21 protein-coding genes and 1 tRNA gene are annotated in these 22,033 nt (G+C 50.9%); 10 read left to right on the top strand and 12 right to left on the bottom strand.

From position 1 onward, the window contains the following. Nucleotides 1–80: 80 nt before the first annotated feature. The 4 genes from IE117_RS21670 (at nucleotide 81) to IE117_RS21655 (ending at nucleotide 4,125) form a co-directional block, all read left to right on the top strand. A complete protein-coding gene (locus tag IE117_RS21670; protein WP_189567180.1) occupies nucleotides 81–653 on the top strand; it encodes a Crp/Fnr family transcriptional regulator in 573 nt (190 codons plus the stop codon). Between the two features lie 180 nt (nucleotides 654–833). Further along, on the top strand, nucleotides 834–2,042 hold the full coding sequence (locus IE117_RS21665) for a zinc-dependent metalloprotease (RefSeq protein ID WP_262893121.1): 1,209 nt from the start codon (nucleotides 834–836) through the stop codon (nucleotides 2,040–2,042). A 14-nt stretch (nucleotides 2,043–2,056) separates the two neighbouring features. Further along, the gene (locus tag IE117_RS21660; protein ID WP_189567168.1) at nucleotides 2,057–2,584 is read left to right on the top strand and encodes a hypothetical protein; all 528 of its coding nucleotides are present in this window, start codon (nucleotides 2,057–2,059) and stop codon (nucleotides 2,582–2,584) included. Between the two features lie 161 nt (nucleotides 2,585–2,745). Beyond that, the gene (locus tag IE117_RS21655; protein ID WP_189567166.1) at nucleotides 2,746–4,125 is read left to right on the top strand and encodes a sulfatase; all 1,380 of its coding nucleotides are present in this window, start codon (nucleotides 2,746–2,748) and stop codon (nucleotides 4,123–4,125) included. A gap of 120 nt (nucleotides 4,126–4,245) precedes the next feature. Here the strand turns inward: IE117_RS21655 and IE117_RS21650 are convergent. The 3 genes from IE117_RS21650 to ubiE form a co-directional block, all read right to left on the bottom strand. Then, nucleotides 4,246–4,320 (bottom strand) — tRNA-Val (locus IE117_RS21650). 108 nt (nucleotides 4,321–4,428) lie between these two features. Beyond that, nucleotides 4,429–5,100 carry a type IX secretion/gliding motility protein PorT/SprT gene (porT, locus tag IE117_RS21645; RefSeq protein WP_229581279.1) on the bottom strand — a complete coding sequence of 224 codons (672 nt, stop codon included), beginning with the start codon at nucleotides 5,098–5,100 and terminating at the stop codon, nucleotides 4,429–4,431. An 11-nt stretch (nucleotides 5,101–5,111) separates the two neighbouring features. Then, the gene (gene ubiE / locus IE117_RS21640; protein WP_189567162.1) at nucleotides 5,112–5,849 is read right to left on the bottom strand and encodes a bifunctional demethylmenaquinone methyltransferase/2-methoxy-6-polyprenyl-1,4-benzoquinol methylase UbiE; all 738 of its coding nucleotides are present in this window, start codon (nucleotides 5,847–5,849) and stop codon (nucleotides 5,112–5,114) included. A 258-nt stretch (nucleotides 5,850–6,107) separates the two neighbouring features. On the opposite strand from ubiE, the gene IE117_RS26290 reads away from it, so the two are divergent. Next, entirely contained in the window at nucleotides 6,108–7,322 is a 1,215-nt protein-coding gene (locus IE117_RS26290; RefSeq protein ID WP_229581276.1) for a thrombospondin type 3 repeat-containing protein, read from the top strand. Nucleotides 7,323–7,449: 127 nt separating this feature from the next. On the opposite strand, the gene IE117_RS21630 is transcribed toward IE117_RS26290, so the two are convergent. From IE117_RS21630 to IE117_RS21620, 3 genes are all read right to left on the bottom strand, one after another. After that, the gene (locus IE117_RS21630; protein WP_189567160.1) at nucleotides 7,450–9,342 is read right to left on the bottom strand and encodes an amidophosphoribosyltransferase; all 1,893 of its coding nucleotides are present in this window, start codon (nucleotides 9,340–9,342) and stop codon (nucleotides 7,450–7,452) included. A gap of 241 nt (nucleotides 9,343–9,583) precedes the next feature. Then, on the bottom strand, nucleotides 9,584–10,720 hold the full coding sequence (locus IE117_RS21625; protein ID WP_189567158.1) for a glycosyltransferase family protein: 1,137 nt from the start codon (nucleotides 10,718–10,720) through the stop codon (nucleotides 9,584–9,586). Between the two features lie 3 nt (nucleotides 10,721–10,723). Next, nucleotides 10,724–11,602, bottom strand: coding sequence for a UDP-2,3-diacylglucosamine diphosphatase (locus tag IE117_RS21620; RefSeq protein ID WP_189567156.1), 879 nt, complete (start codon nucleotides 11,600–11,602; stop codon nucleotides 10,724–10,726). Nucleotides 11,603–11,770: 168 nt separating this feature from the next. Here IE117_RS21620 and gatC point away from each other — a divergent pair, with 168 nt between their 5' ends. Beyond that, the gene (gatC, locus tag IE117_RS21615; protein ID WP_189567154.1) at nucleotides 11,771–12,058 is read left to right on the top strand and encodes an Asp-tRNA(Asn)/Glu-tRNA(Gln) amidotransferase subunit GatC; all 288 of its coding nucleotides are present in this window, start codon (nucleotides 11,771–11,773) and stop codon (nucleotides 12,056–12,058) included. Here the strand turns inward: gatC and IE117_RS21610 are convergent. Together IE117_RS21610 and IE117_RS21605 are read right to left on the bottom strand one after the other, a co-directional pair. Further along, a complete protein-coding gene (locus IE117_RS21610) occupies nucleotides 12,033–12,824 on the bottom strand; it encodes an amidohydrolase (RefSeq protein WP_189567586.1) in 792 nt (263 codons plus the stop codon). The genes gatC and IE117_RS21610 overlap by 26 nt on opposite strands. Nucleotides 12,825–12,893: 69 nt before the next feature. Continuing rightward, nucleotides 12,894–14,138 carry a sensor histidine kinase gene (locus IE117_RS21605; protein WP_189567152.1) on the bottom strand — a complete coding sequence of 415 codons (1,245 nt, stop codon included), beginning with the start codon at nucleotides 14,136–14,138 and terminating at the stop codon, nucleotides 12,894–12,896. A 219-nt stretch (nucleotides 14,139–14,357) separates the two neighbouring features. On the opposite strand from IE117_RS21605, the gene IE117_RS21600 reads away from it, so the two are divergent. After that, entirely contained in the window at nucleotides 14,358–14,753 is a 396-nt protein-coding gene (locus IE117_RS21600) for a DUF1573 domain-containing protein (protein ID WP_189567150.1), read from the top strand. A 56-nt stretch (nucleotides 14,754–14,809) separates the two neighbouring features. Here the strand turns inward: IE117_RS21600 and IE117_RS21595 are convergent, their stop codons facing one another. Next, nucleotides 14,810–15,031, bottom strand: coding sequence for a hypothetical protein (locus tag IE117_RS21595; protein WP_189567148.1), 222 nt, complete (start codon nucleotides 15,029–15,031; stop codon nucleotides 14,810–14,812). Nucleotides 15,032–15,208: 177 nt separating this feature from the next. Here IE117_RS21595 and IE117_RS21590 point away from each other — a divergent pair, with 177 nt between their 5' ends. Then, nucleotides 15,209–16,465, top strand: coding sequence for a metallophosphoesterase (locus tag IE117_RS21590; protein ID WP_189567147.1), 1,257 nt, complete (start codon nucleotides 15,209–15,211; stop codon nucleotides 16,463–16,465). 27 nt (nucleotides 16,466–16,492) lie between these two features. Here IE117_RS21590 and IE117_RS21585 read toward each other — a convergent pair whose 3' ends face one another. From IE117_RS21585 to IE117_RS21575, 3 genes are all read right to left on the bottom strand, one after another. Continuing rightward, entirely contained in the window at nucleotides 16,493–16,678 is a 186-nt protein-coding gene (locus IE117_RS21585) for a hypothetical protein (protein WP_189567145.1), read from the bottom strand. A gap of 244 nt (nucleotides 16,679–16,922) precedes the next feature. Then, nucleotides 16,923–17,819, bottom strand: coding sequence for a carboxypeptidase-like regulatory domain-containing protein (locus IE117_RS21580; protein WP_189567143.1), 897 nt, complete (start codon nucleotides 17,817–17,819; stop codon nucleotides 16,923–16,925). Between the two features lie 83 nt (nucleotides 17,820–17,902). Then, nucleotides 17,903–18,196 (bottom strand): hypothetical protein, encoded by a 294-nt coding sequence (locus tag IE117_RS21575; protein ID WP_189567141.1) that lies wholly within the window; start codon nucleotides 18,194–18,196, stop codon nucleotides 17,903–17,905. A gap of 482 nt (nucleotides 18,197–18,678) precedes the next feature. Between IE117_RS21575 and IE117_RS21570 the strand changes: the two genes are divergently transcribed. Both IE117_RS21570 and gcvP read left to right on the top strand, forming a co-directional pair. Continuing rightward, the gene (locus IE117_RS21570; RefSeq protein WP_189567629.1) at nucleotides 18,679–18,909 is read left to right on the top strand and encodes a hypothetical protein; all 231 of its coding nucleotides are present in this window, start codon (nucleotides 18,679–18,681) and stop codon (nucleotides 18,907–18,909) included. Between the two features lie 217 nt (nucleotides 18,910–19,126). Then, nucleotides 19,127–22,009: an aminomethyl-transferring glycine dehydrogenase gene (gene gcvP / locus IE117_RS21565; protein ID WP_189567139.1), complete on the top strand. Its 2,883-nt coding sequence runs from the start codon at nucleotides 19,127–19,129 to the stop codon at nucleotides 22,007–22,009. The last annotated feature ends 24 nt before the right edge of the window (nucleotides 22,010–22,033 follow it).

Genomic DNA, 22,033 nt, shown 5'->3' with positions numbered 1-22,033 from the left:
ATACTGTAACTCGTTTCCAACTTTATTTTCATAATTGGAGCCCTGGTTACGACTCTGTTACTCCCTAATCTCCTTTCTTTATGGAAATGCTCTTATCGCTGCTGACTAAACTCACTAGACTCCCGAAAAAAGATCTGATTCCCGCGCTTGACCTTTTTGAATCGATCCAGATTCCGGCCAAAACTACACTACTGGTACCTGGTGCGATTTGCACGAAAATATGGTTCGTGGGTTCTGGTTCGTTACGCGGCTACTACCTACAGGAAGAACAGAAGCGGACAAAAGGCGGACAATATAGGGATAAAGTTACTCGCGAAGTGACGGACTGGCTTATTCCGTCGGATAGCTTATTCACGCCCATGCCGAGTTTCACGAAACGGATTCCCACCGCATACTACGTCGAGACGATGCAAGCGTCCCAGCTATTTACCCTTTCCTACCAAAGTTACTTAGCTTTGAAGAAATTGCAGCCTGAAGCAGTCTTCAAAATTTATGAACACGCTATGAATCTGCATCACTTACGGATAAAGCTGGGTAATATGCGGCATCCTGAGGATCGCTTGCGGATGTTCGAACTGACCCATCGTGGGATGATGGCCAACTTTCCGTGCAAATTCAGGCCTCCTACCTCAACATTGATCGGAATAGCCTGAGCAGGCTTCGCTCCAGAATCAGGTAACTTCGTTTTCTAACTCGGGTATTACTGGGGTAAGTACCCACCGCCTACCTTTGTCAGCATATGGTTTCTTAATTTCTTCCTGTAATCAGATCCATAAGTTAGGAAAGAGCAAATCTACAAGTAGCCGAGTTCTGCTGCCAGCGCTGTTGCGAATATAAATCAGACAATTAATATGTGCATCAGCCACTTTAATAATACCGTGTACAGTTCTGGCGTCACCTCGCGGATTGTGGTCGAGTTGGCAGGGCAGGCTGAATACAATTTTAGTGAGACGGGTGATATTGATCTTGATCTTGCGACACTTAGGAATGATCCAACGATCAGTAATTTGCGAAACAATGTCACACATGCGGATTTGGTTGTATTACTAACCAGCACCTCATATAGCTCTTTCGGAAAGGCACAAACTCTCGATCTCGTGGCTAGTGACGCATACGCTATCGTAGAAGCACCAGTAGCAGTAAGTAGTCGCCAGATATTCTCGCATGAGGTTGGTCACTTGTATAGCCTAAGGCACGATATCGATCCTGGCCCTTCCCCCGAATGGCGGCAGTACGCCCATGGTTATGTCTTTTACACAAACCCATTTCAATCTCATGCGACTATCATGGTGTCGGGAGGCAACATACCCAATTCTACGCGTTTGTTGCGGTTTTCTAACCCTAATCACACTTACGGCGGGGCTGTCACAGGTACGACGGCCAACCATGACAATGCGAGGAGAATTACCGAGACGTACAATACGGTTAACAGTTTCACGAGCGATATTTTCAGACCTTTCAATGCGTTGGTGTCCGGCCCAGCGAACGGGTTGTCTCGTGAGTGGTACACTTGGGAAGCGGGCATGATTTGTGGCTCGGCCCCGTACACTTACGAATGGCGCACCAGCTACGATGGCTTTAATTTTAGTTCAATCAAAGGAACAAACGAGACCTTTACTGAGAACTTACCATGTCCCGATGGCGACTACTATTTCATAAAAGTGACGGTACATAGTGGTGGGCAGACATCCTCTGGTGTAAAAGCTGTATACCTTGATAAACAACGGTGTAATAGCGGCAGTCGGGTAGCAGCGGCCAATCCTGACGATTTGGGAGGAGACAAGGCCGAACTTTACGAATTGACGCCAAATCCAGCGGGTAGTAGTGCCGACTTCCATTATTACTTACCCCAATCGCAATCAGTTAAGTTGAAATTGATCAATACCCAGGGGCGATTACTAAACGTTTTGGTAGATGGGGCAAAGGAGGCGGGTACTCATACGGAGCATTTTGATACTGCGAATCTGCCCGCAGGGCTCTATTTTTATCGGCTGGAGACAGAGAGTGCAAGTTATACGAAGCGCATGATTATCGTTCGTTGATAAACGTAATACTGATGAAAGCCAGTCTCTTAATTTTATTTATCATCAGTTGTTTGATAGCTTGTCGATCAGACAGAGACGTTCCTCCATTGGGAACTGCCAGCGCATATCTGAACGGTAAGCCTTGGATTGCTAATGAAACACTCGCCCAGCCTAATGAACCATGTTATAAGGGTCGATTGGGATTAGAATTGACAAAACAGGGGCTTAGGGGGTTAGAAATATTCGGCTTCAGCAACATAACATTATCGACTGGTGTCTATCAAGTTTATCCCGCAGTTAGTGGGAATCCTTGTAAGGACACTTTAATTTATACAAGTTTTGCTGCCTTGATAGGGGATGACGTACTTAAAGACTTTTACGTTTCTCTTGCTGGGGCAAAGAACACCTTAGAAATCACCTCCATAAGTAAAAAAAAGAAAAGAACAGAGGTCATAGGTAATTTTAATGTGACCTATGTTATTTTTGACAAGAAGGGGTCTCTTTATCCCGACACAATCAAGGTTACGGATGGCTATTTCCGAGCACGGATCGGCAAGTGAAGCGCCATCCGTAACCTTGATTGTCAATGAACCTTCCGGGCGGCTTTACGCCTACAGCCGCGGTAAGTTTTGGCATCTCCAAACGAACAGGAACTCCTAGTGGAATTTCCTGTTCTTGGTATAAAAGGGACAGCTTTCGCTTTTTCATAAAAAACTGTTTTATGAAAAGTATCCCTTGCCTGGTACTTCTGCTGTTCTTGGGGCCAAGTACCATTGCCCAAACTACCCCTCCGCCCAATATCGTTTACATTCTGGCCGACGACCTGGGGTACTTTGACCTCGGCTGCTACGGCAATCCCTACAACGAAACACCGCACCTGGATTCGCTGGCGCGGCACGGGCTGCGCTTTACACAGGCCTACTCGGCCAGCCCCGTCTGCTCACCCTCGCGGGCCGCTATCCTGACGGGCCGCCATCCGGCCCGCTACGGACTGACCAACTTCATCGCGGGCAATCGTACCGACGACGCCTCGCCCGTCGATCCAGCCCCCTGGAATCCGTTTCTGCCTTCTTCGGCTACCACGCTGGCTGAGTGGCTCAAACCGCAGGGCTACACCACGGGCATGGTGGGCAAGTGGCATCTGGGCAATGGCGACAGCCTCGCGCCGTGGGCGCAGGGCTTCGATTACAGCCGCATGATCGGCCGCAATGGGCTGGACTACTACAACTATTCTATCTTTGAAGATAGCTACAAGCAGGAGTTCAGAGACGACGGCACGCATTACCTTACCGACAAGCTTACCGACTACGCCGTCGAGTTTCTGGAAAAACAGCCAGCCGATGGACAGAAGCCTTTCTTCCTCTACCTTGCCTATTCCGCTCCGCATGTATTCATCGTACCCCGGGGCGATAAGCTGAGCAAGTACTTCCGGAAATATGAGAAATTTGAAGGCCGCTACAATCCCAACTACGGTGCCATGATGGAAAGCCTGGACGACGGTGTGGGCCGCATAATGGCGGCTTTGCGGGAACAAGGGTTGTTGGAGAATACGCTGGTCATTTTCACCTCCGATAACGGCGGTGTCGGCTTACCGGAATTGGGGCCGATCCCGACGAATATGGAACCGTTGCGCAAGTGGAAAGGCCATGTCTATGAAGGTGGCATCCGCATTCCGGCCATTGCTTTTTGGAAAGGGAAAATCGTGCCCGGTGGCATCAGCGACCAGTATTTCAGTAACGTGGACTACTTCGCTACCTTTAGCGAACTACTGCAAAAGCCCATGCCGCAGGTCGAGATGGACAGTCGTAGTATCCTGCCCGTGCTGCTGGGTACCCAAAAATCGCTGCCCGACCAGCCCGCCTACTGGCACTACCCGCACTTCAGCAACCAGCTGGGAATGCCCGCCGGAGCCTACCGTCTGGGCGATTATAAACTTACCGAAAGCTACGAGGACGGTGCGACGGAACTCTACAACCTGAAAAACGACCTGAGCGAAACCCACGACCTCTCGACCCAGCTACCTGAAAAAAAGCGCGAAATGCTCGCGCAGTTCCGCGACTGGCGCAAAAAGGTGAACGCCAACATGCCGGTAAAGAAATAGATGTAAAGTAAGAGATCGCCAATAGGCCCGCCCCGAACCTCACCATTGAATAAGAAACGGATTCTATAGTGGGATCGATAAACAACAAAGCCGCTAAATCATACGATTTAGCGGCTTTTGTGGGCGCTGAGGGATTCGAACCCCCGACCCCCTGCTTGTAAGGCAGGTGCTCTGAACCAACTGAGCTAAGCGCCCCTCTGCTCCTGTTTGGGACTGCAAATATGTAGGAGTGATTTTAGGTTTCCAACTTTTTTTTTGAAAATTTTTTCGAAAAAAGTCAACCTGCTGATTTTAAGCAGTCATTTACTCAAAATTTAAATAGAGCGTCACGGTATGCGTTCTCATACGCTCGATCCCCACGCTCACATTGGCACCTGGCTGTAACATATTCACCAGACCATGGGAAAAGCGTAGTTCGGGCGCAAACTTAAAGAACTGGAAGAACTGCTCGAAGCCGACCCCATAATCCACGGTAAAGTCCGAAGTGCGGGTGTCGAGTTGATTGGCGGCTCCGCCCCCGCGGCTCCGCTTGACATTGGTTTCGATGGCCAGAGTTGCGCCCGCCAGCAGGTACATTCGGGTGTTGACGCGCCGGACGGATTTGTACTTGACCAAAAAGGGTATTTCAATCCAGGTGGATTCACGCTTTTCAAGCCTTTTATTACCAGAAGGGTAGTCAAACCGCACCTGCCGCTCGTAGAGCGAGACAGATGGTGTGGTTCGTATGTCAAAGTGATCGTTCAGGAAGGCATTGACGGTGAAACCCATGCGGAAGGCAGGTTGCGCGGGTGAACCGATGGCATAAGCCGAATCGGATTCAAGGAATTTGTCGCTGTGCTGAATGTTGAACCGCGTGACGGGTACAGCAAACAGAAAGCCGTAGTGGATGGGCTTGTCGTCGTAGAATTCCAGATGACGCCGCACATAGCCTTTTCCCTGTGCCTGTGCCCGATCGACAGCAAAAAAACTGAGCATAAGTAGCAGCGCTACTTGTGACCGACATAGATGGAACAAATTCCGAAAGTGAGTGGGATGCATTGAGTTTTGGTGAAGCCCGCTTGCTCAAAAATGGTCAAAAAATCATTCCCATCAGGAAATGCCTGCACCGACTCGGGAAGGTAGGTATAGGCAGAACTGTCTCTTGAAACCATTTTGCCGACGGTAGGCAGGATATATTTGAAATAAAAATTGTAAACCTGCTTGAACGGAAACGCCTTGGGCTTGGAGAACTCCACCACCACGCAGGTGCCGCCCCGGCGCATAACGCGCTGCATGTCGGTCAGTCCGGCCAGCAGGTTCTCGAAATTGCGTACGCCAAAGGAAACGATCACGGCGTCGAAATAATTGTCTGCGAAGGGCAGATGCTCCGAATCGCCCGTGCGCAGCTCGATAATCCCCTGCTTGCCCAGCTTTTGGATTTTCTGCCGCCCCACGGCCAGCATTCCCTCCGAAATGTCTACGCCGATTATCTTTTCGGGATGCAGCGCGAGGGCTTCGATGGCGAAGTCGCCCGTACCGGTGGCAATATCGAGTATAGTCTTCGGCGGTACACCGCCCGGATGGGATTTATTAAGCAGCTTAATCGCCCGCTTGCGCCAGTAGATATCAATACCACCGCTCAGGAGGTGGTTCAAAAAGTCATACTTGGGCGAAATGTTATCGAACATCTCGGCTACCTGATCGCGCTTACTATTGTCTTTGTCCTTATAAGGTACGACGCTCATTGTTGTGGTATAAAGTTGACAGTTGATCGTGCTGTGTTTTCCGGCAACTGTACATCAAAAAGTATAAATTGGCTTCATTTTGCTCTTTCCGGACAATTGTTTTTCTGCAAGATCTTGTCCGCACGAAAGTAGGCGATATTCTCTTACTGAAACTACCGTCAACGCGGAAAGTTCGTCAGGTCAATTGATTTACAGGCGAATATTAGTAAAGTTTCGGGTTCGGTTTTTTATATTTGTAAATACATCAACCCGTTTTACATGATGTTGCGCCGTTATTTGCTGTCTTTCTTTCTGCTGATCATTGCCGTGGCCGCTGCGGCGCAGGGCCGGATTAGTGTGCAATCGTCCGACACGCTCGAAGCTCAAAAACGGAATGTCAGCCTGACCAATCGGGTGCTCTCGCCCTACTCCATTTCCATTCGGGGTGGTTTGACGCAGTTTTTTGGCGAACTCGGCGATCAGGATATGAAGTTCATGACGGGCCTCAGCCTGATCCGCCAGGTAAATCCCGCTTTTGCCATGAGTCTTGACCTCGCCGCCGGAAAGCTGGGTGGACAGAAGCGGGAATTCTTTAATTCGTATTTTATTAATGAATTCAACTCTATTGGGCTACTGGCCCGCTGGGATCTGACCGAGCAGTTCAGTCGATATGCCGACCGAAGCCCGTTTCATTTGAGTGTCTACAGCGGGTTGAGCATTATGTATTTTAGCGCCAACGCCTTTGACCTCGATACTGATCAGCGGGTGCGCTTTACCAATAGCGATGTCAGCGGCCGCAACCCGCTGTTTCTACGTTGGGGCAGTCCTCAGGGGCCATTGGGAGTAAGCAGAACCCACGAACGAATGATTCCGGTCGGTCTTATGCTCAAGTACCAATTGTCCGAAAACTGGCAGGCTGGCCTTGACTACCGCTTCTACTTTGCCCGTAGTGACAAACTGGATGCCACTTCGGGCCGTCGTCTGATTAACCCGGAGGAATCGACAACGTACAGCGACACTCCCAACGACAAGTATAGTTTTCTGTCCGTGACGCTCACGCACCGTTTCAACCGCAAAGTGCGTGATGCCGATAATGACGGCATTCCCGACGAGCGCGACCGCTGTCCAAATACGGCGGGAGTCGCAAAGTTCTTCGGCTGTCCTGATACCGACTCTGACGGAATCCCCGACTACGTGGACAAATGCCCGAACGTGGCCGGAACGAAAGCTACACGCGGTTGTCCCGATACGGATAAGGATGGTGTAATCGATCGACTCGACGAATGTCCCAACCTACCTGGAAAGGTAAAAGGATGCCCTGACCGCGACGGTGATGGCGTGCGTGATGCCTACGACGGCTGTCCCGACGTGAAAGGCCTGTTACGCTTCGGGGGCTGCCCCGATACGGACAAGGACGGCATTCCCGATCATGTGGACAAATGCCCCAACCTGCCCGGCAGATACAGAAACGAAGGGTGTCCGGTTAATAAGTAGGAGTCATCACCGCATACGCCATGCGTTGAGATGGTATATAAAAAGCGGACTACTCGCTAGAGCAGTCCGCTTTTTGTGTCGTAAGGAAAGAACTTCCGCTCTTTGCCAACGACCCGGATTTCATTTTTCAATAAGCCCGCACCAGCTTTCCTTCGTGGAAATTGACGTAGGCTTTGTTTACTACCTTGTTGCCACCCGGCGTGGGGTAGTTTCCTGTAAAGTACCAGTCGCCAATGTGCTTCGGACAAGCCTCATGAAGGTTGTCGACAGTTTGAAAAATGACTGACAGCTCGGCTTTCATATCTTCGGGACGAATGATTTCCGAGATTTTGCGGGAAATCTCATCATCCGTAAACAGATCATACAGGGCTTTGGCGTAGTTTGTCGTGTGCGCGTTGCCGGAAGCCAGGTTTGCCGCACATTGGGCGTAAACTTCTTCCCGCATGAAACCCATGCCGCGTTCTTCCAGTAATTCCACCATAGCCCGGAATGCCACGAAGTCTTTCATGCGTGACATATCGATGCCGTAGCAGTCAGGAAAGCGAATCTGCGGGGCCGACGAGACGATCACGATTTTCTTGGGGCCGAGTCCGTCCAGCATTTTCAGAATGCTTTTCTCCAGCGTAGTACCACGCACAATGGAATCGTCGATCACTACCACGGTGTCAATGCCTTTGCGTACTACTTCGAAGGTGGTGTCGTACACACTTGAAACAAGGTCATCGCGCAAGCTGTCGGCGGTAATGAAAGTGCGGGATTTTACATCCTTGGTCACTAGTTTCTCGATGCGGGGCCGGAACGAAAGTACCCTGTCGAGTTCTTCCTCAAACAATATCCCCTCCATAATAGCCCGCTTGCGCTTCTTGGCCAGATACTCTTCTAGGCCCTCGATCATACCGAAAAATGATGTTTCGGCGGTATTGGGAATATAGGAAAAAATCGTGTTTTCGAGGTCGTAGTCGATCTCTTCCAGAATCTGCGGAATCAGCAGCTTACCCAGTGTTTTTCGTTCATTGTAAATATCGGGGTCGGTGCCGCGCGAAAAGTAAATCCGCTCGAAGCTGCAGGAGCGCTTGGGCAACTGGGGCAGAATGGACATCTCGCTGTATTCGCCCTCCTTGTTTACAATCAAGGCGCTACCCGGAGTCACTTCCTGAATCTGGTCGTATTCGACGTCGAAAGCGGCCTTGATGGCCTGCTTCTCGGAAGCCACCACCACCACCTCATCATCGGCGTAGTAAAATGCCGGACGAATGCCCGCCGGGTCGCGCATCACGAACGCCGCGCCGTGGCCAGTGAGGCCGCACATGGCATAGCCGCCGTCGAAGTCGCGGCAGGACCGCTCCAGCACACGCTGAATATCAATATTTTCTTCAATGATGTCCGATAGCGTGGGGTTTTCCCATATTCCCTTGAAGCGGTCGAAAACGCGCTGGTTTTCCTCGTCCAGGAAATGGCCGATTTTCTCCATCACCGTCACGGTATCCGCTTTTTCTTTGGGGTGCTGGCCCAGCGAAACCAGTTTGCCGAAAAGCTCGTCCACGTTGGTCATGTTGAAATTGCCCGCCATCACCAGGTTGCGGCTGCGCCAGTTGCTTTGGCGAAGCATCGGGTGGCAGCTCTCGATTTCGTTGGTGCCGTGAGTACCATAGCGCAGATGGCCCAACCACAACTCGCCCGTAAAGGCCAGGTTTTCCTGCAACCAACGGGCGTCGTTGGCCTTGTTTTTATAGTCTTTGAGGCCTTTCCTGAATTTCTTGTGTATTTTCTGAAAGACATCTGCCACGGGCTGCGGCTCCACCGAGCGATAGCGGCTGATGTAGCGCTTACCCGCCGGGACTTCGATTTTGATGTTGGCCACACCGGCTCCATCCTGGCCCCGGTTAACCTGCTTTTGCATCAGTACCGACAACTTGTGGACTGCGTAGAGAGGCGTTTCGTACTTGTCGATGTAGTATTGAAAGGGCTTCCGAAGACGAATCAGCGCGATCCCGCACTCATGCTTAATTGCGTCGCTCATAGGGTGTCAATGAGTGAATGTTGGAGTGTGCGGAGGGTAAATATGGCCTGATAATCAAGTTGCTTTGCCCCCCAAATTTGGTAGTCAGTCCTTAATCAAACCATTGAATACGGTTTGATATCCACTAAACTACACGAAAAGTGTTAAAGTTCGGAGGGGATGGGACAAAAATATTAAATCTGTTCAGATCCGCGCCGAAGGTTCCCGGCATTACCGCAACAGAGTTGACTTTCGGCCTTTTCTATGAGAAAGCCAGTTCGCCCATCGGTGCCGATATTTTCTGCTCTGCCTCATTCACCACTGCTTCCAGATGCTTCACAAAAAGCCAGTCCGTTTCATGACACCAGGTTTTGAATTCCTGTTGCGGGCTTTGGAAATAGGGCAGAAAATCGGTTAGCACCGACAGGTCGAAAGTACGGGCGGAGGCGCCTGCTCCGGAAAGAACGCCGTCAATGGCATTGCAGGCTTGCTCGAAGTGCTTCGGTACGGGCACCATCAGTACGGGCTTTCCCAGGTACATGGCCTCACAAACCGACTCAAAGCCCGCCGTAGTGACCAACGCCCGGCAGGTTTCCATCATATGCAGGTACTTTGGCCCGTTCAGACGGTGAAAGGTCAGCGTGTCGTCCACGCGCAGCACTTCGGGGGCTTCGGGATTATCCCAAAAGCAATGCAGCGGCAGGCCGGGGTACTTCTCGTGCCAGTCGATGATCTGCCGGCTCAGGCAGGGGTGGGTCATGTAGACCAGGGCAAAATCTTGGGTCACGGGCTGTAGTTCCCGAATCTCGCGCCGCAGCAAGGGTGGCACGATCGTCAGCCCATGGGCGGTCTCTGTTTCCGGGAAGCGTCGGAACGACAGGGCAAGTTTACGGCTGGCGCCCAGTGCGGTCAGCCGGGTATTGAAGTTGACAATCTGGCGATCCAGCCAACTGTTTTTGGGGAAGGGAAACTGCGGATGCAGCAGAAGGTACTGATGCGCCACACAGACCATTGGCGCAGCATTCCGGTGCGTGATTTTATACAAACCACCCAGCACTTCGTAGAAATTTAAGATCAGGTCGGGCTGTGATTCCTGCACGCAGGTGTGAATAATTCGCAGGCTGGCGGTATATTTTTTGCTTCGCAGCAAATGGGTCCGGATCGTTCGCCCAATGTCGATACTGCCCCTGTTGTTATCATAAATAAGGTTAGGGCTCAGGAAAGGGTGAATCGGGGCGTGAATCTGCTCGCTGAAAAACGCGGGAATTTCGCGTCCTTCGGCCTGCCCTACCAGCACTGCCGCCACCCGGTGTCCGGCGCGGCGAAGAATCTGGCTCAGCGAAATAGCCTGCGTGAGGTGGCCGCGGCCTTCGCCCTGAATGATGAATACGACGCGCATGGCTTAGTTTATCTTTCTGATTTCGCCACTGCCCAAATCCGGGTTATTTGTAGCCGAGTAAGCGGCGATCCTTTCCCTGCGCCCAAAGAAATTGGACACCATGGCTTCTTCATCCTTGTCGTTGGTATCGTCATGCTTCGACTCGTTGTAGTACAGCAGGCTCCAGTTACCCTCAAAGTCCTCCACCAGCGCGCTCAGGGATTCCACCCAGTCGCCCGAATTCATGTAGGTGATGCCGTCAATCTCCCGGATCGCGGGTTGGTGGATGTGTCCGCAGATGATACCGTCGCAGTCACGCGAGCGGGCAAGCTCCGTCAGTTTTTCTTCGAAGTCCGACACATAGTTGACCGCCATCTTGACCCGCTGCTTGATCTTCTGCGAAAGCGAGTAGTAAGGCCGTCCGCGGGAGGCGCGGTAGCCATTGTAGAGTTTGTTGAGCCATAGCAGGAAAGTATAACCCACGTCGCCCAGGTAGGCGAGCCACTTGAAGCCGGAGGTCACGGAGTCGAAGACATCGCCGTGGGTGATGTAAAACCGCTTGCTGCCCGATTTGAGGATGTAGTCTTTCCTGATCTGAAATTGCTTGCCCAGCCGTAGCGGCATAATTTGATCCAGAAAATCATCGTGATTGCCACGCAGATAGATGACCCGGGTGTGGTGATCGTCCATCATTTTGAGCATGGTTTTGAAAAAAGCCGTATGCTTGCGCTTCCACGACCCGTACTTTTTCAGCTGCCAGCCATCGATAATGTCCCCATTGAGAATCAGTTTCTTACACCGGTAAGATTTGAGGAAATTGGCGACCTCCTTCGCCTTAGATCCACTCGTGCCGAGGTGCAGGTCGGAGATGACAATGGTGCGGAACTCCGTTTGTATTTTCATAATACAAAGTACCTCCCTATACGTTAACTGATTATTAATACCTTATGAAATGTATATGAAGTATACTAATTCAAAAATGGTTATGGTTAACAGTAAGTTAACATGGTAGCTCTTTTGAGCAGGTAGAGAACTTTTCTTAGCTTTGCCGCACACTGTGCCACTGCCCCAATGAAAATAGACCGAGAAGCATTACATAAAGTCGCTCACCTGGCGCGTCTGGAGGTAAAACCCGAAGAAGAAGCCGCTCTGCTGGCTAGCATGGAAAGCGTGCTGACCTGGATGGAACAGCTTGATGAAGTGGACACCGAGGGCGTAGAACCACTCACCCACATGACCGACGAGGTCAACAACTGGCGCGAAGACGTGGCTAAGAATGCACTTTCCCGCGAGGATGGCCTTGGCAATGCCCCCAGCCACGATGAAACCTACATTAAGGTGCCGAAGGTAATTGAGTAGTAATTAAAAAGTCATCCGCGTCCAGCAGCGCTGGGAATGATTTGCGGTACTTTTCGAGTGGTACTTTTGACAGCCGCACGACTTTTGCGCCCTCTGCCTCACCCAAATCGGTAATAACTTCTCCCAGAAAGTCAACCGCCAGCGAACCTCCTGAGTACTCGATGCCGTTTCCGTCTCTGCCTACTCGATTTACCCCAAGTACGTAGCTTAGATTTTCGATGGCCCGCGCCCGTAGCAGCGTATCCCAGGCGTAGGCGCGCGCGGCGGGCCAGTTGGCCACGTAAAGCAACAGATCGTAGGGATTTTTACTATCCTGTCGACTCCAGACCGGAAAGCGCAGGTCGTAGCAGATCAGCGGACAGATGCGCCAGCCTTTCCAATTCACGACCAGCTGCTCATTTCCGGCCGTGAACGTTTCGTGTTCAGCGCCGAAGCGGAAAAGGTGCCGTTTGTCATAAATCTCATAAGTACCCTCGGGACGAACACAGAGCAGACGATTGAAGAAGTTCCCATCTTCCTTCACCTGAAAACTGCCGATGACCAGCGCCTGGGTTTGCGCAGCCATCATTTTCAACCAGCGCGTCGTAGTGATATTCATGGCTTCGGCCAAAACGGAGGCATTCATGCTGAACCCCGTCGAGAACATTTCGGGCAGGACAATGACGTCCGCTGGCTCGGGCAGAGCGGCGATTTGCTCTTCCAGCATGGCCAGATTGGCCGTAATGTCTTCCCAAACCAAATCGGCTTGAATGAGCGCGACTTGCAGGCCGGAGTCTGATGAACTGGTAACTGTTTCGATGGTAGTCAGACGGTTAAGTTAAGATCAATGCATTGCCTATTTTTTGGGGATAACTACCAGAAACTCGCTGCCTTTTCCCGGCGTACTGTTCAGGCGCAGCTTCCAGCGGTGGGCTTTCACGATTTGTCGGACGTAGCTGAGGCCTATCCCAAAGCCTTTGACATTGTGCACATTGCCTTCCGATACCCGGTAGAATTTTTCAAAAATCTTTTTTTGCTGTTCCGGCGCGATGCCGATACCCTGATCCCTGATCGAAAGCACGATATTCTTTCCTTCGTCAAAGGTACTTACGCTCACTTCGGGATTTTTGGGGGAGTACTTCAATGCATTGTCAATTAGGTTATTGACAAGATTGCCGAAATGCAGCCGATCCGCCATGATGTACGGCGAGGTGGCTTTCAAATCAAGAGAAATGCGATCCTCATAAGGGCGGGCAATGGTAGTTATTAAGTCGTGGGCATCCAGCCATTCCAGTTCCAGGGCCAGTTTGTTACGCTCAGCTTTGGCCATGTTCAGCACCATTTCGACCTGTCGCTGCAAGCGCAGAATTTCCTCCTCCACGATGCGAACATAGCGGCTGTGACGCTCGGGCTGGGTAGCAATCTTGGGGTTTTTGAGGACATCGGCGGCGATTCGGATCGTGCTGATGGGCGTCTGAAGTTCGTGGGTCATATTATTGATAAAATCCCGCTGCACTTCCGAAAGCTGTTTTTGCCGCAAAATCACAAATAGGGCGTAAGAAAAGAAACTCACCGCAATAAGCACCAGCACCGACGACCAGATCCAGCCGCCAAGATCGCCCGCGAGGTAGTTTTCCTGTTCGGGGAAGCGGATGCCGAAGTAATAGGGGTACTTGTCCGTCTTGACCCAGTCGGCGGTGGCGGTGGGTACTTTATCGTCGTTGCGGGTGCTGAGCAGCATCCCGTAGCGCATCCGGTCGGTGGTGCAGTCGTAAATACCTACCTCGAAGTCGGTAATGAGGTCGTGCTTCTGGAAAGACTCGCGAATAAACTGCTCCAGTACTTCCGGCTGCGTCGTGGCGTTGGTGTTGACCAGGAAATAGTCCGGCGAGAGCTGATCGACGGGGTTGACGCTTTGCATCACACCGTTGAACTGCGTCAGGCGTTCGGCCACTTCCTGCAAGGCCACGTGGGCGCGCTGATTGAACTGCCGTTTGCGCAGGTCGAGCGTACGGTTCACCCAGTACATCTGCATGACCAGTACGCCGACAATCGAAAGAGCGGAAAGCAATACCAGCCAGCGTATGAGTCTTCGGGACAATTATCTAGTTGAAAATTAAAAATGGACAGTTGAGAATACGATTGATTCCAAGCTATGTAGGATCAAAATCAGCTCAAAACTAACACATCTCAGGCAGAATCAGGCTTGTTAACAGCCTATTAACAATTGTTAGCGATTCGTTAACACAGGATCAGGAGGAGGAAATCTACTTTTGGGCAATTCATTTTATTAATCCTTTCACCCAAAACCAAAAGTACCATGAAAACCCAAAACCTCTTCTTTACTCTGATTGCTCTCTGCGTAGCAACGGTCGTCGTTGCCGGAACCATGGCTTCCTTCAAATGGACCGAAACCGACCACGACTTTGGCAAAATCGCGCAGAATAAGCCCGTGACCGTTCAATTCAATTTTACCAACACGGGTGGTGAACCTCTGATTGTCAGCAAAGCCACCGGATCGTGCGGCTGCACGGGCGTCGAGTACCCTAAGGAGCCAATCATGCCCAACCAAAGCGGCATCATCAAAGCCACTTACAACGCCGCCGCCATTGGGCCATTCACCAAGTCCGTCACGGTAGAGTCCAACGCTGCCGAGGGGCTCACCATGCTGCGGTTTCAGGGAGAAGTGACCAAAGCGGACAAACCCACCAAATAAGCGTATCCATTAGCCATGAAAGCGCGCCGGGCCGCTGGAATATTCCAGCGGCTTTTTTAATTCGCCCCACCCATCCCTTTCACGGATTCGAGGTCGCTTTTCAATCGCGCCCTTTCCTTAGCCAGGAATTGCTGCAATTGCTCGTTAAAATCTTTCTGGTCTGCCTCCGAAAGTGAAGCATACAGGTCCTTCAACTCCTGATTGATGGCTGCGCGTTCCTCGCCGGAGGCGGCGTTGATGGAGCGGATGTGGTAGCGTTTAAAATCGAAAGTAGGCATGTCTTCTATTGGTTTGATAAAAACGAAACTACCCGTTTACGGGCGATCAGTCAACTTCTATCCGGTTCTAAGGCCGTTTGAAATTGGCTTGTTTAGGGATTGAACAAGAAAAACCATTCCGGCGTTTATAGCAACGTGCCGAAATTCCGGTGCGCCTATCTACTCTTTTTCAATCCGATGAACCGTTCTTTCTTCTTTATCATACTTACTTTCATTTTTTTCGCCATCGACTGGTACGTCTGGCAAGCCGTCCGCACCCTGATTCGCTCATCCACTCCCACCACACAGCGTTGGGTGACGGGCGCTTACTGGGGTTTTTCCATTCTGACGCTGGGCGCCTACATCATCGTGCAGTTGATGCCGCCGGATTATTTTAGCAAGACCGTCCGCAACTTCGTCTTCGCGGGCATCGCGATCCCTTACTTGTCCAAGTTGTTTGCGGTACTTTTCCTGCTGGTGGATGATATCCGCCGTTTATTCCAGTGGATTATCAGCCAATTTGTCCCTTCGGTGGCTCCGGCTCCCGCCGATCCGGCAGCCCGGCGTATTCCGCGTTCGGAATTTTTGTCCACGACCGCCCTCATCGCGGGTGGTGGCTTGCTGGGTACTTTTGATTATGGCATCCTTTCGGGCGCGCACGACTACCGGATTCGGCGGGTGAAGGTAGTTTTGAAAAACTTGCCCAGAGAGTTCGACGGCATCCGTATTGCGCAGCTTTCCGACATTCACTCGGGTAGTTTCTTCAATAAAACGGCGGTAAAAGGGGGCGTGGAAATGCTGCTCAAAGAAAAACCGGACATTGCCTTTTTCACGGGCGATCTGGTCAATGATCGCGCCTACGAGGTGAAGGATTACATTGATATTTTCAGCAAAGTGAAGGCCCCGCTCGGCGTTCACTCGATCTTTGGCAACCACGACTACGGCGACTATCAGCCCTTCGAGAACCCCGCCGCCAAGCGCAAAAACCTCGAAGACCTCGCCGCCGCCCATAAGGAAATGGGCTGGAACCTGATGCTCGACGAAAACCGGCCCATCCGCGTGAACGGGGCCGAAATCGGCCTGATCGGTATTCAGAACTGGGGCGCGGGCGGCTTCGCCAAATACGGCGACCTCGCCAAAGCGTACCAAGGGGCGGAAGACTACCCGGTAAAAATCTTGCTTTCGCATGATCCCAGCCACTGGCAGGCGCAGGTCCGGCCCAACTTCAAAGACATCGACCTCGCCTTCGCGGGACATACCCACGGAATGCAGTTTGGCGTGGAGTTACCCGGTTTCAGGTGGAGTCCGGTGCAGTATCGTTACCAGCAATGGGCGGGACTTTATACAGAGGAAAACCAGCATTTGTACGTCAACCGGGGTTTTGGGTACCTGGGCTATCCTGGGCGCGTAGGTATTCTGCCGGAGATTACGATATTGGAATTGGTGCGGGGGTAGTTTGTTTGGAAACGACAAGTTTAAATATTATAGATCGGGGTCGGTGCCGCTCATGTACCTGCCCCATGCATAAATCAACAGGCAGCCTATAAATACAAATACGTATCCTTTCCAGTCACCCATGTCTGTCCAGTATCGCGTCAGAAGAGTTACCGAGAAGATGAGTACACCCAGGAAAATAGATTTGAGTAACGTAGAGGTTTCGGGTAACATGGTGAATTGGAAGTAGTTTTACTGTAAAGAAACAGTACTTCCAACTCATTTCCAATCATTGAAATAGGTACTGTCTATATCGGTGGATTGCGGTAACCGAGCCGGTGTTCTGCCGGAGATTACGATTTTGGAATTGGTGCGGGGGATGAGAGTGCGGGCGCAACTGGGACTCTTGCTGGAGTCAATAGTTGCAAACTGACGATAGCGGAAGCAGTAGCTGCTAATTTGTTTTTAGAAGCAAATACTAGTTTGAAAGGTTTAGCCTGATAAGAGGCGAGTAGTCAGGTTTAAGCTTCTGAATAATTGCATGTCGCCATCCGTTACCTGCTATACGTTCAAATGTTTTAAGAGGGTACTTTTTTCCAAAGCGTATGCTGGTATTTTTACTTGTAACATCTGATTCCATGGTAGGTAAAAACTCGACAGAAACAAATAATCCATTTTCTGGCATCATTAGCAAAAAATCACTTACATCGATGGAATACCATTTTCCTCGCCAATGCGGTGCTTGTGCTTTGACAAGAAAGGATCGATTAATCAAAGGATCTGAAGGAAACATATTATTACCTACTGTGTATAAGTTTACACGTGCATAACCGCCCTTAGAGTTCTTATCTTGCAATAACAGATAAAGTTCTATTGAATCGACATATAGCGGTGTGACGCTGTTAGCTTTGAAGAATACAGCTAATTCACTATACCATGAAGCGAGATTGCTCCCTACTCTAAGATTTCCTGACGATGAGGATGGGCCCATCCTTGTTTTTACCTTTTTCTCCGCCTTCACTTCTATAGCGGCTAGTTGTAAGGGTTCTTCGTAAAGAAATATAGTATCTGTCGAAAATATCTTTTCAAGTTCTTGGAAATGAGATTGATAGCCTAAAAGTGAAAAAACTACGGTATCCGATTGCAGATTGACTGGGAGCGTAAATTCACCATCAAAGTTACTGTAGGTACCGATTTTCGTACTACCACTAGAATAAATACTTACATACGACAACGGAGCGTGAGAAGCCGCATCGGCCACTACGCCCCGTTGTTGAGCTACACTTTCGTTTGATAATAGTAAAAGGAATAATAAAAAAGCCAAAAGTCTTGGTCTTAACATAATACCTGCAGCAGTAAACGATCCGAATTGCAAGCACAGAGTTCAGGTGGAGGGGAGCCATGTGCTGGGCCGATCAGTATCGATTATTTTTCATCCACCGAAAAAGAGTTTGTTCCTCAATTTGTTGTACATTCAATTTCCTGCCATACAACTTCTGATTCAACTGCAAAACCAAAAAAATACCTTGTCCGCGTATACATACCAAAACATTGGGATCCATCCGGGGTAACCGAAACATCTTGGCCTAGCCAGCCACCATTTTCCCAACCAAATAATCTCCAAGCCTGAGTGGGAGTTGATTGTAAAGATAAAAATGAGAACAATAATATACCAGACAAATATTTTTTTGAGAATAACTTAGAACGGTTTATCAAAGGATAAAATTCTAACTGGCTAGTTTTTTTTGACATAGTAGTGAGGTTTAAATGGTTATAATTGAATGAAATAGGTTTTCTTATAAAATGGAAAGACTAACTGTGTACTATTACTGTCTTTCTCCGAGAATATATTCATGATTCATGTTAGACTGGCTCTACTATTCTCATATCACATTCCCCTCTAACTATTATGTCCAATTTTTTTTAACGGTTTAAAAAAGATGTCTGTAAGTTCTATAAAATACGCCTACTCATACGCTTTTCGGCTTAGGAGGTTGGATGCGCATCAACGGTAACAAATGTGAAAAAAACAAATGAAAAGACAAATTTTGAAACTGAAATTTTTAAAAAAGTTATCCAATGGTAGATGTGCGCTCAAAGTAAAAATTTCAGGAGAACAAAAGATTAATAGTTGTCTGATAATCAGGGAACTATATAGCTCATGATGTTATTTTCAATTTTTTACCCATAAATCCGTTATAAAGACGAGCCGTATCTTGAGATAAGGAAGAACCATGAACAAGAAACTATTTACCCTACTACTATCGGGCTGGATGCTCATCGGGCTTGGCGTGCAAGCGCAGGCAAGCACGGTACTCGCAGCTACTACCGTCAAAACCGAGATGGGACTTTTCGGTAAGAAGAAGAAAAAGCGGAAACGCTACAAAGGCTACAAAAAGCCCCGCAGCAAGAAATTCCTTGGCATCTTCAAGCGTAAGAGCAGTTGCGGTTGCCCTAATACCTGAAATATTCTTCGAAAAAATAGTACTGTGCCCCGGAATTTTTCCGGGGCTTTTTTTGTAAAAACTTCTTTCAAAAACAAAATGTTACCCTCTTAATTATTTGTCTGGCAACGACCCTAAGGCAAATCAATACTTTCCCTACTTTTGTTTTTTAAATTCAAATGGCCAACCGCTTTGGCGGCACACTACCTAAAATCCAGCGTCCAGTATCTGATAAAGCATGAAAATCAATCTCCAGGCTCAGGAAAAATTTGAAAGCCGCCACCACGGCAAAGACGAACAGGAACTCAGCGAAATGCTGCAAACGCTGGGCGTAAACTCCCTAGACGAACTCATCGACCAGACCGTCCCGGCGGGTATTCGCATGGCGGAACCGCTAAAACTACCCCCCGCCCGCTCGGAGCGCGCCTTTTTGCGGGGTTTCAAGCGCATGGCCAGTGAGAATGCTATTCTGAAATCGTACATCGGGCAGGGCTACTATGACACTATCACGCCCAATGTGATCCTACGGAATGTTCTGGAAAATCCGGGCTGGTACACGGCCTACACACCTTATCAGGCCGAAATCGCGCAGGGACGACTCGAAATGCTGCTTAATTTCCAGACGGTCGTCACCGACCTGACGGGCATGGAAATCGCCAACGCCTCGCTGCTGGACGAAGCTACCGCTGCCGCCGAAGCTATGACGATGCTCTACGCCGCCCGGCCCGCCAGCAAGAAAGCCGCCGATACTTTCTTCGTCTCGGACCTCTGCCACCCGCAGACCATCGACCTGCTTTTCACCCGCGCGACGCCCGTGGGTATCAAACTACTCATTGGTAACCACCGCACCACCGACCTGACGCAGGAGAATTTGTTTGGGGCGTTGGTACAGTACCCCGCGACCAACGGTCAGGTTTTTGATTACACCGATTTTATTGCCGCCGCCCATGATCTGGATCTTACGGTAGCGGTAGCCGCCGACCTGCTGGCGTTGACTTTACTCAAATCTCCCGGCGAAATGGGCGCCGATGTGGTCGTCGGCTCGGCGCAGCGTTTCGGCGTGCCAATGGGCTACGGCGGACCGCACGCGGCATTTTTTGCCACCAAAGATGCCTTCAAGCGCCAACTACCCGGCCGCATCATCGGCGTGTCAGTTGATGCCGAGGGAAATCGTGCCCTGCGCATGGCGCTGCAAACTCGCGAGCAGCACATCCGCCGTGAAAAGGCTACCTCCAATATATGCACCGCCCAGGTACTGCTGGCCGTCATGGCCGGAGCCTACGCGGTCTATCATGGTCCCGAAGGACTGAAAACTATCGCCGCCAAGACGCACGGCCTGGCCAAATTGTTCGCCGAGACCATCAAGAAATTCAATTTCCACGTCACGACCGAGGAGTACTTTGATACGGTCACAATTCAGACGGCTTTGGCCAAAAAGCTGAAAGAAGAATCGGGCAAGTGGGGTGTCAATCTGCGGCATTATCCCTTCCCCGACAACCGCGTGAGCGTGTCGTTTGACGAGGCCAAGACCTTCGACGACGTCATTAATCTGCTGAACCTGTTCGCTGAGGTATCCGGTTTTGCAGGCGAGATGGTGATCGAGGAGGAAATGGAAATTACTTTCCCTGAAAACCTCACCCGCCACGCGCCTTATCTGACGCATCCGGTGTTCAATACGCACCACACCGAACACGAGATGTTGCGGTACCTCAAATCTTTGGAAAACAAAGATCTTTCGCTCGTGCATTCCATGATTTCGCTGGGTAGTTGCACCATGAAACTCAACGCCACGGCCGAAATGATTCCCGTGACCTGGCCGGAATTCGGAGCGATGCACCCCTTTGCGCCCGTGGAGCAGGCACGCGGCTACCAGATTATGTTTGAGGAGCTGAACGCCTGGCTGTGCGAAATCACAGGCTTTGCGGCCATGTCGCTGCAACCCAACTCCGGCGCGCAGGGCGAGTACGCGGGCCTGATGGTGATCCGCGCTTACCACGAAAGCCGGGGCGACAGCCACCGCAATGTGGCCCTGATTCCGTCGTCGGCGCACGGTACCAATCCCGCCTCGGCGGTGATGGCGGGCATGAAGGTCGTGGTGACCAAATGCGACGAGCGCGGCAACATCGACGTCGCCGACCTGCGGGCCAAAGCCGAGCAATACAGCGACCAATTGGCCTGCCTGATGGTAACCTACCCATCTACGCACGGCGTTTTTGAAGAAAGCATCAAGGAAATATGCGCCCTGATCCATGAACATGGTGGACAGGTGTACATGGACGGCGCGAACATGAACGCGCAGGTAGGTCTGACGAGTCCGGGTTTGATTGGGGCGGACGTCTGCCACCTCAACCTGCACAAGACCTTCTGCATTCCGCACGGCGGTGGTGGTCCCGGTATGGGACCCATCGGTGTAGCCGAGCAACTGGTGCCTTTCCTGCCGAAGCACGTGAATCAGGGTACTCATGTGGGCAAGGCCGGGGCGGTATCGGCAGCACCTTACGGCAGCGCAAGTATCCTCACGATTTCCTACGCCTACATCGCGATGATGGGCGGCGCGGGTCTGACCAACGCCACCAAAATGGCGATTCTGAACGCCAACTACATCAAGGAACGCCTGCGCGATGACTTCAAGGTACTTTATACCGGAGCCAACGGCCGCTGCGCCCACGAAATGATCCTCGACTGCCGGCCGTTCAAGGCGGCGGGCATCGAGGCCGAGGACATCGCCAAGCGGCTTATGGACTACGGCTACCACGCGCCGACTTTATCGTTCCCGGTGGCGGGTACTTTGATGATCGAACCGACTGAATCGGAGTCCAAGGCCGAACTCGACCGCTTCTGCGACACGATGCTGGCCATCCGCCAGGAAATCCGCGAAGTGGAGGAAGGCACCGCCGACCGCGCCGAGAACGTCCTGAAACACGCGCCGCACACATCCCGCGTGGTACTGGCCGACGACTGGACGCGTTCCTATTCCCGCGAAAAAGCCGCCTTCCCGCTGCCCGCCCTGCGCTTCAACAAGTTCTGGCCCAGCGTCAGCCGCGTGGATAGCGCGTACGGCGATCGGAATTTGATCTGTGCGTGTATTCCGGTGGAGGAGTATGCGGAGGAGGAAGGGTAGATCTTGATGAGAAAGAGCCTTTTC

Source organism: Persicitalea jodogahamensis (assembly GCF_014651615.1).
In the GTDB taxonomy this organism is placed as follows: Bacteria; Bacteroidota; Bacteroidia; order Cytophagales; family Spirosomataceae; genus Persicitalea; species Persicitalea jodogahamensis.
The sequence above is the reverse complement of the archived record's forward strand: the minus strand, read 5'-3'. Positions and strand labels throughout refer to the sequence as shown.